The organism is Lacisediminihabitans sp., from assembly GCF_043726815.1.
Lineage (GTDB): Bacteria > Actinomycetota > Actinomycetes > Actinomycetales > Microbacteriaceae > Lacisediminihabitans.
Window position 1 is genome coordinate 24,225 of sequence record NZ_JAYSJZ010000034.1, and the last position, 13,628, is coordinate 37,852.

11 protein-coding genes are annotated in these 13,628 nt (G+C 69.6%); all 11 read right to left on the minus strand.

Annotated elements, in window-relative coordinates; translation table 11 throughout:
- Positions 1 to 6: 6 nt before the first annotated feature.
- The 11 genes from ACHZD8_RS03645 to hisF all read right to left on the minus strand — a co-directional run bounded on the left by ACHZD8_RS03645 (position 7) and on the right by hisF (position 13,626).
- Positions 7 to 1,461, minus strand: coding sequence for a glutamate synthase subunit beta (locus tag ACHZD8_RS03645; RefSeq protein ID WP_394768786.1), 1,455 nt, complete (start codon positions 1,459 to 1,461; stop codon positions 7 to 9).
- Positions 1,454 to 6,040 (minus strand): glutamate synthase large subunit, encoded by a 4,587-nt coding sequence (gene gltB / locus ACHZD8_RS03650; protein ID WP_394768787.1) that lies wholly within the window; start codon positions 6,038 to 6,040, stop codon positions 1,454 to 1,456. Before gltB ends, ACHZD8_RS03645 begins: the two co-directional genes overlap by 8 nt.
- A 109-nt stretch (positions 6,041 to 6,149) precedes the next feature.
- Positions 6,150 to 7,235, minus strand: a complete 1,086-nt coding sequence (gene lgt, locus ACHZD8_RS03655; RefSeq protein ID WP_394768788.1) for a prolipoprotein diacylglyceryl transferase — start codon at positions 7,233 to 7,235, stop codon at positions 6,150 to 6,152.
- A 36-nt stretch (positions 7,236 to 7,271) separates the two neighbouring features.
- Complete coding sequence (trpA, locus tag ACHZD8_RS03660; protein ID WP_394768789.1) at positions 7,272 to 8,057, minus strand: tryptophan synthase subunit alpha; 786 nt, start codon at positions 8,055 to 8,057, stop codon at positions 7,272 to 7,274.
- Positions 8,054 to 9,301 (minus strand): tryptophan synthase subunit beta, encoded by a 1,248-nt coding sequence (gene trpB / locus ACHZD8_RS03665; RefSeq protein ID WP_394768790.1) that lies wholly within the window; start codon positions 9,299 to 9,301, stop codon positions 8,054 to 8,056. The genes trpA and trpB overlap by 4 nt, the downstream gene beginning before the upstream one ends.
- A complete protein-coding gene (gene trpC, locus ACHZD8_RS03670) occupies positions 9,301 to 10,071 on the minus strand; it encodes an indole-3-glycerol phosphate synthase TrpC (protein WP_394768791.1) in 771 nt (256 codons plus the stop codon). The genes trpB and trpC overlap by 1 nt, the downstream gene beginning before the upstream one ends.
- 4 nt (positions 10,072 to 10,075) lie before the next feature.
- Entirely contained in the window at positions 10,076 to 10,306 is a 231-nt protein-coding gene (locus ACHZD8_RS03675) for a DUF6704 family protein (RefSeq protein ID WP_394768792.1), read from the minus strand.
- A 31-nt stretch (positions 10,307 to 10,337) separates the two neighbouring features.
- Entirely contained in the window at positions 10,338 to 10,931 is a 594-nt protein-coding gene (locus tag ACHZD8_RS03680; RefSeq protein ID WP_394768793.1) for a Trp biosynthesis-associated membrane protein, read from the minus strand.
- The gene (locus ACHZD8_RS03685; protein WP_394768794.1) at positions 10,928 to 12,466 is read right to left on the minus strand and encodes an anthranilate synthase component I; all 1,539 of its coding nucleotides are present in this window, start codon (positions 12,464 to 12,466) and stop codon (positions 10,928 to 10,930) included. Before ACHZD8_RS03685 ends, ACHZD8_RS03680 begins: the two co-directional genes overlap by 4 nt.
- Positions 12,459 to 12,860 (minus strand): phosphoribosyl-AMP cyclohydrolase, encoded by a 402-nt coding sequence (gene hisI, locus ACHZD8_RS03690; protein WP_394768795.1) that lies wholly within the window; start codon positions 12,858 to 12,860, stop codon positions 12,459 to 12,461. Before hisI ends, ACHZD8_RS03685 begins: the two co-directional genes overlap by 8 nt.
- On the minus strand, positions 12,844 to 13,626 hold the full coding sequence (gene hisF, locus ACHZD8_RS03695; RefSeq protein ID WP_394768796.1) for an imidazole glycerol phosphate synthase subunit HisF: 783 nt from the start codon (positions 13,624 to 13,626) through the stop codon (positions 12,844 to 12,846). The genes hisI and hisF overlap by 17 nt, the downstream gene beginning before the upstream one ends.
- Positions 13,627 to 13,628 lie beyond the last annotated feature (2 nt).

Here is a 13,628-nt window from a genome sequence, read left to right on the forward strand (position 1 = left end):
CCTGGTCTAGAGGGAAATCGCTCGGTCCGTCGGACGGATCGGCGACGGGAGTTCTGTGCTGCCCTCGAGGTAGCGGTCGACGGAGGCCGCGGCGGCGCGGCCCTCGGCGATGGCCCACACGATGAGCGACTGGCCGCGACCGGCATCACCGGCGACGAACACGCCGGCCTCGCTGGTCTGGTAGTCGTCGTCCCGGTCGACGTTGCCGCCGGCCATCGGTACGCGCAGCTGGTCTTCGAGACGGTCGCTCTCCGTGCCGGAGAACCCGAGGGCCAGCAGCACCAGGTCGGCGGGGATCTCGCGCTCGGTGCCCGCCTTGGGCACCCGGCGGCCGTCGAGGTATTCGGTCTCGGCGACCCGGATGGCGCGAACCTCGCCGACCTCGTTGGCGAGGAACTCCACGGTGGAGGCGAGGTAGACCCGCTCTCCGCCCTCCTCGTGGGCGCTCGTGACCTCGAAGAGGGTGGGCGACATCGGCCACGGCTGGTGGCTCGGGCGCTCGCTCGGCGGCTGCAGTCCGATCGCGAGGTTCGTCACCGAGAGCGCGCCCTGACGGTGGGCGGTGCCGATGCAGTCGGCTCCGGTGTCTCCGCCGCCGAGAACCACGACGTGCTTGCCCTCCGCGCTGACCTGGTCGGTGACCGTGTCGCCGGCTCCGACCCGGTTCTGCTGAACCAGGTACTCCATGGCGTAGTGCACGCCCGGAAGGTCACGCCCGGGGATCGGCAGGTCGCGCGGCTTGAGCGCGCCGGTCGCCACGACGACGGCGTCATACCGCGCGCGCAGGTCGTCCCACGGAATGTCGACGCCGATGTTGACGCCGGCCCGGAAGCGGGTGCCCTCGGCCTGCATCTGGCGCAGTCGGGACTCCAGGTGCTTCTTCTCCATCTTGAAGTCCGGGATGCCGTACCGCAGCAGTCCCCCGATGCGGTCGTCGCGCTCGAAGACGGCCACCGTGTGGCCGGCCCTCGTGAGCTGCTGGGCGGCGGCGAGCCCGGCCGGGCCCGAACCGACGACCGCGACGGTCTTGCCGGTGAGGCGCTCCGGCGGGTGCGGTTCGACCCAGTCGTTGGCGAAGGCCTGGTCGATGATGGAGACCTCGACCTGCTTGATGGTGACCGCCGGCTGGTTGATGCCGAGCACGCACGAGCTCTCGCACGGCGCCGGGCACAGCCGGCCGGTGAACTCCGGGAAGTTGTTGGTGGCGTGCAGCCGCTCGATGGCCTGCCGGCCCTCGCCGCGCCACATCAGGTCGTTCCACTCGGGAATCAGGTTGCCGAGCGGGCAGCCCTGGTGGCAGAACGGAATGCCGCAGTCCATGCAGCGGCCGGCCTGCTTGCGCACGGTGGCCGTGTCGCCCTGCTCGTAGACCTCTTTCCAGTCCATGAGCCGCAGGCTCACCGGTCGACGGGCCGGGAGCTCTCGCTCCCGCGTCTTCAAGAATCCCTTGGGGTCAGCCACCGGTCACCTCCATGATTCGACTCCAGACGACGTCGCCGTCCGGATCCAGTCCCTCGGCGACGGCGGTCGCCCGGGTCGCGATCACTGCCGCGTAGTCGCGAGGGAGCACCTTCACGAATCGCGCCATTGTCGCATCGAGGTCCCCGAGCATCCGTCTCGCCACGGCCGAGTCCGTCTCGGCCAGGTGCTTCTCGAGCAGGTCCTTGACGATGGCGACGTCACCGGCGCCCAGGGGCAGCAGTTCGAGCTCGCCCGAGGCGAGCGAGTCGCGGTTGACGCGCTCGGGGGCCAGGTCGTAGATGTACGCGGTTCCCCCGGACATTCCGGCGCCGAGGTTGCGCCCGGTGCCGCCCAGGATGAGCGCGAGTCCACCCGTCATGTATTCGAGCGCGTGGTCGCCCACGCCCTCGACGACCGCGGTGGCCCCCGAGTTGCGCACGAGGAAGCGTTCGCCCACGATGCCGCGGATGAACATGCTGCCCTGGGTCGCGCCGTACCCGATCACGTTGCCGGCGATCACGTTCTCTTCGGCGAGGAAGCCGCTCGTGCGGTCCGGACGGATCACGATCTGCCCGCCGCACAGTCCCTTGCCGACGTAGTCGTTGCTGTCGCCGGTGAGGCGCAGGGTGATGCCGCTCGGCAGGAACGCCCCGAACGACTGCCCGGCTGTTCCGCTCAGCAACACCTCAATCGTGCCGGCCGGGAGTCCGTTCTCGCCGTGCCGAACCGTGACCTCGTGGCCGAGCATCGTGCCCACCGCGCGCTCGGTGTTGCGGATCGGGAGAGTGATCCGCACGGGCTCGCCGCTGAGCAGCGCGCCGGCGCTCTGTCGGATGAGCTCCACGTCGAAGTGCTTGTCGAGTTCATGCTCCTGCGTCGTGACATTGGAGCGCGGCTCGTCCGCGCCGAATTCGGGCCCGCTCAGGATGGGGGTGAGGTCGAGCCCGTCGGCCTTCCAGTGTTCGATCGCGCCGTTCACATCGAGGAGCTCGGCGTGGCCGATCGCCTCCTCGATGGAGCGGAAGCCCAGCTGGGACAGGTACTCCCGCACCTCCTGGGCGAGGAACTCGAAGAAGTTGACGACGAACTCCGGCTTGCCGGTGAACCTCGCGCGCAGTTCCGGATTCTGGGTGGCGACGCCGACCGGGCAGGTGTCGAGGTGGCAGACGCGCATGAGCACGCAGCCGGACACCACGAGCGGGGCGGTGGCGAAGCCGTACTCCTCGGCCCCGAGCAGGGCGGCGACGATCACGTCGCGGCCGGTCTTCATCTGGCCGTCGACCTGCACCACCACGCGGCCGCGCATGCCGTTGAGCATGAGCGTCTGCTGCGTCTCGGCCAGGCCGAGTTCCCACGGCGTTCCGGCGTGCTTGAGGGAGTTGAGCGGGCTCGCGCCGGTGCCGCCGTCGTGTCCGGAGACCAGCACGACGTCGGCGAGTGCCTTGGTGACGCCGGCCGCGACCGCCCCGATGCCGGACTGGCTCACGAGCTTGACGTGCACCCGCGCCTCGGGATTGGCGCGCTTGAGGTCGAAGATCAGCTGCTTGAGGTCTTCGATCGAGTAGATGTCGTGGTGCGGGGGCGGCGAGATGAGCCCGACCCCGGCGGTCGCGTGCCTGGTGCGCGCGATCCAGGGGTACACCTTGGTGGGCGGCAGCTGGCCGCCCTCGCCGGGCTTCGCCCCCTGCGCCATCTTGATCTGGATGTCCGTGGCGTGCGTGAGATACATGCTCGTGACGCCGAACCGGCCGGACGCCACCTGCTTGATCGCGCTGCGTCGCTGCGGGTCGAGGAGCCGGGCGGTGTCTTCGCCGCCCTCCCCCGTGTTGCTCTTGGCGCCGAGGCTGTTCATCGCGATCGCGAGAGTCTCGTGCGCCTCGGCGCTGATCGAGCCGTAGCTCATCGCGCCGGTCGAGAAGCGCTTCACGATCGACGAGACGGACTCCACCTCGTCGAGCGGCACCGTCTGGCGCACCCCGTCGCGCAGCTTGAACAGCCCGCGGAGCGTCATCAGGTGCTCGGCCTGCTCGTCGACGAGCCGCGTGTAGTCGCGGAAGATGTCGTACCGGCGGGCGCGCGTGGCGTGCTGCAGGCGGAACACCGTGTCCGGGTTGAAGAGGTGCGGCGGCCCGTCGCGACGCCACTGGTACTCGCCGCCGATGGCGAGGCGCTCGTGAACGCTCGTGGCGCCATCCTCTGGGTAGGCCGCGGCGTGACGCGCGGCGCTCTCCGCCGCGACGACGTCGATGCCGACGCCGCCGAGCAGGCTCGAGGTGCCGGTGAAGTACTGGTCCACGAAGTCCTGGTCGAGCCCGACCGCCTCGAAGGCCTGCGCTCCCGCGTACGAGCTCACGACCGAGATGCCCATCTTGGACATGATCTTGAGCACGCCCTTGCCGAGCGCCTTGATGAGGTTCTTCACGGCCTTCTCGGGGGTGATGCCCGAGACCATCCCGCTGCGCACCAGTTCCTCGGCCGATTCCATGGCGAGGTACGGGTTGACCGCGGAGGCGCCGTAGCCGATGAGGAGGGCCACGTGGTGCACCTCGCGCACGTCCCCGGCCTCGACGATGATGCCGACCTTCATGCGGTTCTGCTTGCGGATGAGGTGGTGGTGCACCGCGGCGAGCATGAGCAGGGAGGGCACCGGCGCCATGTCCTTGTTGGAGTCGCGGTCGGAGAGCACGATGAACAGCGCGCCGTCCTCGATGGCCGTGTCGACCTCGTCGCACATCGCGGCGATCCGCTGTTCCATGGCCTTCTGGCCCTCGTCGACGCGGTAGAGGCCCCGGATGGTGCGGGTCGGGTTGAAGAACGCCCGCGACGACTTGGGGGCGATGTGCTGGATCTTGGCCAGCTCGTCGTTGTCGATCACCGGGAAGTCGAGGATCACCTGGCGGGCGTGCTCCGGGGTCGCGGCGAGCAGGTTGCGCTCCGGCCCCAGGCCGAGCTTGAGCGAGGTGACGACCTCTTCCCGGATGCTGTCCAGCGGAGGGTTGGTCACCTGGGCGAACTGCTGGGTGAAGTAGTCGAACAGCAGTCGCGGGCGCTCGCTCAGCACCGCGATGGGCGTGTCGGAGCCCATGGCTCCGAGAGGCTCCGCGCCGTTGAGGGCCATCGGGCCGATCAGGATGCGCACCTCCTCCTCGGTGTAACCGAAGGTGCGCTGGCGGCGCGTGACCGAGGCCGGGGTGTGCACGATGTGCTCGCGCTCCGGCAGGTCGCGGAGGTTGATGCGACCGTTGGCGAGCCACTCGCCCCACGGCTGCTCGGCGGCGAGGTCCTTCTTGATCTCGTCGTCTTCGATCAGGCGGCCGGCCTCGGTGTCGACGAGGAACATCTTGCCCGGGCGGAGGCGGCCCTTGCGCACGATGCGGGCCGGGTCGATGTCGAGCACGCCGATCTCGCTCGCCAGCACGACGAGACCATCGTCCGTGACCAGGTAGCGCCCGGGCCGCAGTCCGTTGCGGTCGAGGGTCGCGCCGACGAGGCTGCCGTCGGTGAAGACGAGGGCGGCCGGGCCGTCCCACGGCTCCATGAGCATGGAGTGGTACTCGTAGAAGTCGCGCCGCAGCGGGTCGATGTCCGTCTGGTTCTCGTAGGCCTCCGGCACCATCATCATCATGGCGTGAGGCAGCGAGCGACCGCCGAGGTTGAGCAGTTCCACGACCTCGTCGAAGGAGGCCGAGTCGCTCGCGCCCGGGGTGACGATGGGCAGGATGGGGGCGAGGTCGCCGAGCAACTCGGATTCGAGCTGGGACTGGCGGGCGCGCATCCAGTTGCGATTGCCCTGCACCGTGTTGATCTCCCCGTTGTGGGCGATCATGCGGAACGGCTGGGCGAGCGGCCAGGACGGGAAGGTGTTGGTGGAGTAGCGCGAGTGCACGAGGGCGAGCTTCGACGCGAAGCGCTGGTCGGACAGGTCCGGGTAGAAGGGCTCCAACTGGAGCGTGGTGACCATGCCCTTGTAGACGATGGTGCGGCAGCTCAGCGAGGGGAAGTAGGCGTTGAGTTCGCGTTCTGCCCGCTTGCGCAGCCGGAACGCCTGCCGGTCGAGTTCGATGCCGTGCACCGGGTCGCCGTCCGTGGCCGGCCGGGTGCTCGAGAGGAACAGCTGCTCGAAGAACGGCATCGCCTCGCGCGCCAGGTTGCCGAGGCCGTCGGGGCGCACGGGAACCCCGCGCCAGCCGAGCACGCGCAGGCCCTCCTCGGCGGCCAGCGCCGCGATGGCGCGCGTGATGTCCGCGCGCTCGTCGACGTCGGTCGGGAGGAACGCGGTGCCCACGACGTAGCGGCCGACGGCGGGCAGGTCGAAGTCCACCACCGCGCGGAAGAAGGCATCCGGAATCTGGGTGACGATCCCCGCGCCGTCGCCGGTGCCGGCGTCGGAACCGATGGCACCGCGGTGTTCGAGGTTGCGGAGGGCGCCGAGCGCGGCATCGATGATGTCGTGACCCGCTGTCCCGCGGAGCGTCGCGACCATCGCGAGGCCACACGCATCGCGTTCACGAGCGGGGTCATACATGCCGGATGCGGCCGGCACCGCGCTAAACCGGGAAAAGGCTGGCGTGAGAGCCATTCTGAACCGTCCTCACGAGAGAATCAGGGCGTGTGGGACTTCGCTGGCCCGGGGAGGATGATGGCGATCGAGCCTCGGATCCGGCCCGCTACCTGTGACGTCGTCAGTACTACGACCGTGGGCCAGCCTCGCTTGTGACGGACTTCCTGGCTTTCGACGCAACGGACGGTGTTGTGGTGTCGACCTCGGCATCGTTGCCATCTTCGTCGCTGTCCGTGTACGTGTCGTCAGAGTCTACCGCAGCAGCGGGCGACCATTCGCGACCGGGCAGGTAGACACTCGGCTCGAGACCGGGGTGACGGCGAGTCTGTACGACGATGATCACCAGGCCGACGAGCACGGCGCCCCACGCCGCCCAGACGTTGGTACGCACGCCCAGGAAGATCAGGCTGGGGTCGATGCGGATCGACTCGAAGAAGCTGCGGCCGATGCCGTACCAGACGAGGTAGAGGCCGAGCACCTTGCCCCACTGCAGTCGGTAGGCGCCCGGAACGGGCACCGGCAGGCCGAAACGCTCGCTGCGGCGCCAGCTGTGCTTGCGCTCGACGGCGAGCAGCACGATGACGCCGATGACGTTCCAGATGATCTCGTACAGGAAGGTGGGGTGGAAGAGCGTGCCGGCCGGGAGCCCGGCCGGGAAGGCGGGGTTGCTGGACTCGATCTCGAGCCCCCACGGCAGGTTGGTGGGCAGTCCGAACAGCTCGTGGTTGAACCAGTTGCCGAAGCGGCCGAAGGCCTGGGCGAGCAGCAGTCCGGGCGCGAGGGCATCCGCAAAGCTCCAGAACCGCACCCCGGCGATCCGGCAGCCGATGTAGGTACCGAGCGCGCCGAAGATGAGCGCGCCGAAGATGGCGATTCCGCCCTCCCAGATGGCGAACACGTGCCAGAACGCGTGAGTCGGCCCGAAGTAGTCGTCCGGGTGGGTGATCACGTGGAAGAACCTCGCGCCGATGATGCCGAACGGCACCGCCCACAGCGCGATGTCGAGAACGACGCCGCCGTCGGCGCCGCGGCGCTTGAGGCGGTAGTACGTCATGACCGTCGCCACGACGATGCCGATCAGGATGCAGACGGCGTAGGCGCGAATGTTGATGTCGAACCCGAACCACGAGAGACCGATGTCCCGAAGCCACTGGCCGAGGTTGAAGACCTGCCACGACTGGTCGGGACTGGGAATGCTTGCGGGGAGAACCAAGATCCAGGGTGCCTTTCGTACCGGAGCAGCGGAGAACTAGCTAAGCGTACAGCCCGTCGCGAGGCGGGCCGCCGTCGCGGCGACGGCGGGCACTCCCCCGTCGGAGAGAGCCTTGACGAGCGCGGAGCCCACGATCGCCCCGTCGGCGTACTGCAGCACTTCTCGCACCTGTTCCGGCGTCGAGATGCCGAGGCCGACACAGGTGGAGGTGGCGCCGACGGCCCGCAGGCGCGCCACGAGGGTCTTCGCGGCGCTGTCGACGTCGCTGCGTGCGCCGGTGATGCCCATGGTGGAGACCGCGTAGACGAAGCCGCGGCTGCGGGCCACGGCCTGGGCCAGCCGCTCGTCGGTGGACGACGGTGCCGCGAGGAACACGCGGTCGAGACCGGTGCGCTCCGAGGCGGCGAGCCAGTCGCGCGCCTCGTCCGGGATGAGGTCCGGCGTGATCAGTCCGGCCCCGCCGGCGGCGAGGAGCTCGTCGGCGAACCGATCGACCCCGTACTGCACAACCGGATTCCAGTAGGTCATCACGAGCACCGGCACGTCCACCCGCGAGGTGATCTCCGCCACCGCGTCGATGCCGTCCCGGATGCGGAACCCGGCGTTGAGCGCCTGGAGGGTCGCCGCCTGGATGACGGAGCCATCCATGACCGGGTCGGAGTATGGCAGGCCGAGTTCGATCACGTCGACGCCGCTCTCGGCGATCGCGACGGCGGCCTCGATGCTGGTGCGTAGGTCGGGGAACCCGGCCGGCAGGTAGCCGATGAGGGCACCGCTGCCGGCTGCCTTGCGCGCGGCGATGACCGAGGCGACGCCCGTCACGCGTTGTCCCCGCGGGCGCCGTCTTCGACGTGCTCCGTCGTGGGCGTCGCGGTGTCGAGGATGTCGAAGTACCTGCCGGCGGTCTCCATGTCCTTGTCGCCTCGTCCGCTCAGGTTCACCAGGATCACCGAGTCCGGACCGAGCACGCGCCCGAGCTCGAGCGTGCCGGCGAGGGCGTGAGCGGACTCGATGGCCGGAATGATGCCCTCGGTCCTCGAGAGCAGGCGCATCGCGCTCATGGCCTCGTCATCCGTCACCGGAAGATAGCGCGCGCGGCCGATGTCGGACAGCCAGGCGTGTTCTGGACCGACGCCCGGGTAGTCGAGGCCCGCGGAGATCGAGTGCGAGTCCACGGTCTGGCCGTCCTCGTTCTGCAGCATGTAGCTGCGCGCGCCGTGCAGCACGCCGGGCCTGCCCTTGGTGATGGTCGCCGCGTGCCGCGGCGTCTCCGCACCCTCACCGGCCGCCTCGTAGCCGAACAGGGCGACCTCCGGGTCGTCCAGGAAGGCGTGGAAGATGCCCATCGCGTTCGACCCGCCGCCGACACAGGCGGTGACGGCGTCCGGCAGGCGCCCGGTGAGGTCGAGCACCTGCTGGCGCGCCTCCTCACCGATGATCTTGTGGAAGTCCCGCACCATGACGGGGAACGGATGCGGACCGGCGACCGTGCCGAGCAGGTAGTGGGTGGAGTCGACGTTGGCGACCCAGTCCCTCAGCGCCTCGTTGATGGCGTCCTTGAGCGTGCGAGAACCGGCGGTCACCGGGATGACCTCGGCCCCGAGCAGCCTCATCCGCGCCACGTTGAGGGCCTGTCGCTCGGTGTCGACCTCGCCCATGTAGACCAGGCACTCCATGCCGAACAGGGCGGCGGCGGTGGCCGTGGCGACGCCGTGCTGGCCGGCGCCCGTCTCGGCGATGAGCCGAGTCTTGCCCAGTCGCTTGGCGAGAAGGGCCTGGCCGAGCACGTTGTTGATCTTGTGCGAGCCGGTGTGGTTGAGGTCTTCGCGCTTGAGGATCACCCGGGCACCGCCCGCGTACTCCGCGAAGCGCGGGACCTCGGTGATGATCGATGGGCGACCGGTGTACGTCGCGTGAAGCTCGGCGAGCTCCGCCTGGAAGGTCGGGTCGACCTTCGCCGCCCTGTAGGCGGCGTCGAGCTCGTCGAGGGCGGCGATGAGCGACTCCGGCACGAACCGGCCACCGTATTCGCCGAAGTACGGCCCCTGTTCGTCGCGCAGCGCCATCAGACGGCCAGGAATTCTGCGAGGGTGCGCACGGGGTCCCCTGTGACGAGGGCCTCGCCCACGAGCACGACGTCCGCGCCGGCCTCGCGGTAGTGCGCCACGTCGGCCGCCGACTTCACGGCGGACTCCGCGACCCGGATGACACCGGACGGGATGTGCCCGGCCAGGCGCCCGAAGAGCTCCTGGTCGAGCTCGAAGGTCGAGAGGTCGCGGGCGTTCACGCCCACGAGTCCGGCGCCGATGTCGAGCGCGCGGGAGAGCTCGTCCGCGCTGTGCGTCTCGACGAGGGCCGCCATCCCCAGCTCACGGGTGAGGGTGAAGAGGCCCTGCAGGGTGTCCTGGTCGAGCGCCGCGACGATGAGCAGCACCAGGTCGGCTCCGGCGGCTCGCGCCTCGAAGACCTGGTAGGGGTCGGCGATGAAGTCCTTGCGCAGCACCGGAAGCCGCACCGCGTCGCGAACGGCCTCGAGATCGGCGAGCGATCCACCGAACTTGCGCTGCTCGGTGAGCACGCTGATGGCGCTGGCTCCCCCGCGCTCGTAGGACGAGGCAAGAGCGGCCGGATCGGGGATGTCGGCGAGGGCGCCGCGGGACGGGCTCGACCGCTTCACCTCTGCGATGATCTTCACGCGATCGGCTGGGGCGAGGGCGACGAGGGCGTCGATGGCGGGCTCACGGGCCAGCGCGGCCGACTCCACCTCGGCGAGGCCGCGACCGGCGCGGCGATCGGAGGCGTCGTGCAGGGCGCCGGCGACTAGATCGGCTAACACCGGGTCAGTTGTCCTTCGTCATGGTCTTCGCGCCGTTGATGCCGTAACCCATCCTGGCGAGCACGGCGCCGACGATCAGCCCGATCACGAGGAGGACAGCGGACGCCCAGACGACGACCGGGAGGTCGAAGAAGAACGCGACGGTACCGATCGCGAAGGCAATCAGCATGATGATCACAGCGGTCCAGGCCGCCAGCGAGTTGCCTTCGCCTGGCTCTGGAAATTCGTCGCTCACAGGTCTCCTTCGTGGGTGTTCAGCCAAAAGTCTAGCGTGAGGTCGGATCGCTGCCGCCGCTCAACGTGTCCCAATCGGAGACCGCGTTGGCGCCGGGTTCCGCCGGTTCGAAGGTCACCGGCTGGTAGCGCCGGGAGGAACCGGGCCAGCGCCGTGAACTCGCGAGAACGAAAATCCCCAGGCCGATCGTGGCCACGCCGACGACGACCGCGATCCACGGCCAGGCGGTCTGCGTCACCGAGAGCACGAGGGCGGAGACCGAGGCGGTGCCGCTCACGCCGGTGGCGGCCGTGACGGCCGTGGAGGATGCGGCAACCGGATTCGCCAGGGCGACGACGCTCGAGAAGGCCACCGTGAAGCCCAGGAGGGCCTGCAGCACGCCGAGCACGACCCGGAACACCGGCCCGGCGATCGCGAGGGCCGCCACCAGAGCGAGGCCGGCGAGGGCGAGGGCGATCAGTCCCGGCGCGGCGACCCCGCCGGTCACGCTGAGGGCGGTCGTGCCGGACCCGGAGGCGCCGAGTCCCAGCGAGAACCACTGGCCGGTCCAGGTGAGGAGCGTGAGCCCGCTGACGACCAGCCCACCGAGCAGGCCGATGCTCTTGAGTCGACGGCCCGAGGTCATCCGTTCACCCGGCGCATGGCGTTGGCCACCGCCACAGCGCGCAGGGGGGCGGCCGCCTTGTTCTGGCTCTCCTGGTGCTCGGCCGCCGGCACGGAGTCGGCCACCAGTCCGCCGCCCGCCTGCACGTAGGCCGTGCCGCCGATGATGGTCGTGGTCCTGATCGCGATCGCGAGGTCGAGGTCACCGGCGAAGCCGAAGTACCCCACGACTCCCCCGTAAACGCCGCGCTGGGCGACCTCGAGCTCGTCGATGATCTCGAGCGCGCGCGGCTTGGGCGCGCCGGACAGGGTGCCGGCCGGGAAGGTGGCCCGGAACACGTCGAGCGAGTTCGCCTCGGGCCGCAGATCGCCCTCCACGGACGACACGAGATGCATGATGTGGCTGAACCGTTCGACCCGCATGAACTCGGTCACCTCCACGGTGCCCGGGATGCACACCTTGAGCAGGTCGTTCCTCGCGAGGTCGACCAGCATGAGGTGCTCTGCCCGCTCCTTCGCGTCGCCCAGCAGCTCCTCGGACAGCGCGAGGTCCTCCTCCGGGCTGGCTCCGCGCGGGCGCGATCCGGCGATGGGATGCATGTAGACGCGATCGCCCTCGATCTTGACGAGCGCCTCGGGCGACGATCCGACGATCCAGTATGGTTCGCCCGCCGGTGTGAGAAGCGAGAGCAGATACATGTACGGGCTCGGGTTCAGGGTGCGCAGCACGCGATAGACGTCGATCGGATGCGCGCTGATCTCCTGGTCGAAGCGCTGCGAGATCACCACCTGGAACACGTCGCCGTCGCGGATGTACTGCTTCGCCCGCTCGACCAGGGCCATGTACGCGTCCGGCTCCATTCGAGGCAGCGGCGTGGACGGCACCGTGAGATCGACCTCGGCAAGCCACGCCTCGGTCGGCTCGGCGAGCCGAGTCTGCATGCCGTCGAGCCGCTGCTGCGCCCCCTCCCACAGGTCGTCGCCAGTCTCCACCCCGTCGTTGAGCGCCGTCGCGATGAGCAGCACGCTGCCGGTGCGGTGATCCACGACCACCAGTTCGGCCACGAAACTCATCGCCTGGCCGGGCACCGCGTAGTCCGCGGGCGGCACGTTCGGCAGCCGCTCGATCTGGCGGATCGCCTCCCAGCCGATGAAGCCGACCAGACCGCCCGTGAGGGGCGGATGACCGGGCACGTGCGGCGTTCCCCATCGCTCGTAGAGGTGGCCCAGGGCCTCGAGCGGGGCGGTCGGGGCGTCGGAGCCGAGGGCGCGCTCGGCGGAGAGGCCGTAGTCGAGCCACACCGCGGCATCCGTTCCGCCCTCGTCAGCGGACTGCGTGAGCACACCGAAACTCGACACCCCGATGAAGGAGTAGCGCGACCAGATGCCGCCCTGCTCGGCCGATTCGAGCAGGAAGGTGCCCGGGGCGCCGGCCGCGAGCTTGCGGTAGATGCCCACCGGGGTCTCGCCGTCGGCGAAGAGCTCGCGGATCACCGGGACGACCCGGTGGTCGCCCAGCAGCGAGTCGAACTGGGCGCGGGAGGTCGTGTCATTCATGGCTGGATCCTTGATCGCTGGACGAGCCGACGACCGGCTCGAGCGGGTCGACGTCGAAGCAGGCGTGTGCGCCGGTGTGGCATGCCGCACCGATCTGCTCGACGGTCACCAGCAGGGTGTCGGAGTCGCAGTCGAACGCCGCGGTCTTGACGTACTGCCGGTGGCCGGACGTGTCGCCCTTGCGCCAGTACTCCTGCCGGGACCGGGACCAGAAGGTGACCCGGCCCTCGGTGAGGGTGCGGCGCAGGGCCTCCGCGTCCATGTAGCCCAGCATGAGCACCTCACGGGTGTCCCACTGCTGGATGATGGCCGGGAGCAGTCCGTCGGCGTTGAAGCTCGCGCGCCGGAGCACGGCATCCACGCTCTTGTCGGCCACGTCACTCGAATACGCCATGGTTCTCCCTCACCAGGATTCCTGCCCTGGCCAACTCGTTCTTGACATCGCCGACCGTCAGCTCGCCGTTGTGGAACACCGAGGCCGCGAGCACGGCGTCCGCGCCGGCCGCGATTGCCGGGGCGAAGTCCTCGACGCGACCGGCGCCTCCGCTGGCGATCACCGGAACGCTCGACACCTCCCGCATGAGTCTCACGAGCTCCAGGTCGAAACCGGCCTTGGTGCCGTCGGCGTCGATGGAGTTGACCAGCAGCTCGCCCGCCCCGCGCTCGATCACCTCTCTGGCCCAGTCGAGGGCGTCGAGGGTGGTCTCGCGGCGGCCGCCGTGGGTCGTGACGACGAAGCCGGATGCCGTGCTCGCCGAGCGCTTCACGTCGAGCGACAGCACGAGCACCTGGGCCCCGAACCGGTCGGCGATCTCGCCGACCAGCGGCGGCCTCATGATCGCCGCGCTGTTCAGCCCGACCTTGTCGGCCCCGCTGGCGAGCAGTCTGCTCACGTCCTCCGTGCCGCGCACTCCCCCTCCGACGGTGAGCGGGATGAAGACCTGTTCCGCCGTCGCCCGCACGACGTCGTACGTCGTGTCGCGGTTGTCGACGGTGGCCGTGACGTCGAGGAAGGTGATCTCGTCCGCGCCCTGCTCGTAGTAGCGCCTGGCGAGTTCGACGGGGTCGCCGGCGTCGCGCAGGTTCTCGAAGTTGACCCCCTTCACGACCCGGCCGGCAGCCACGTCGAGGCACGGGATCACACGCACCGAAACGGGCATGG

Coding starts and splice junctions, on each gene's coding strand:
- gltB (WP_394768787.1), bottom strand. CDS start 6,040: ATGGCTCTCACGCCAGCCTTTTCCCGGTTTAGCGCGGTGCCGGCCGCA.
- ACHZD8_RS03680 (WP_394768793.1), bottom strand. CDS start 10,931: ATGACCTCGGGCCGTCGACTCAAGAGCATCGGCCTGCTCGGTGGGCTG.
- ACHZD8_RS03685 (WP_394768794.1), bottom strand. CDS start 12,466: ATGAATGACACGACCTCCCGCGCCCAGTTCGACTCGCTGCTGGGCGAC.
- hisI (WP_394768795.1), bottom strand. CDS start 12,860: ATGGCGTATTCGAGTGACGTGGCCGACAAGAGCGTGGATGCCGTGCTC.
- hisF (WP_394768796.1), bottom strand. CDS start 13,626: ATGCCCGTTTCGGTGCGTGTGATCCCGTGCCTCGACGTGGCTGCCGGC.
- trpB (WP_394768790.1), bottom strand. CDS start 9,301: ATGGCGCTGCGCGACGAACAGGGGCCGTACTTCGGCGAATACGGTGGC.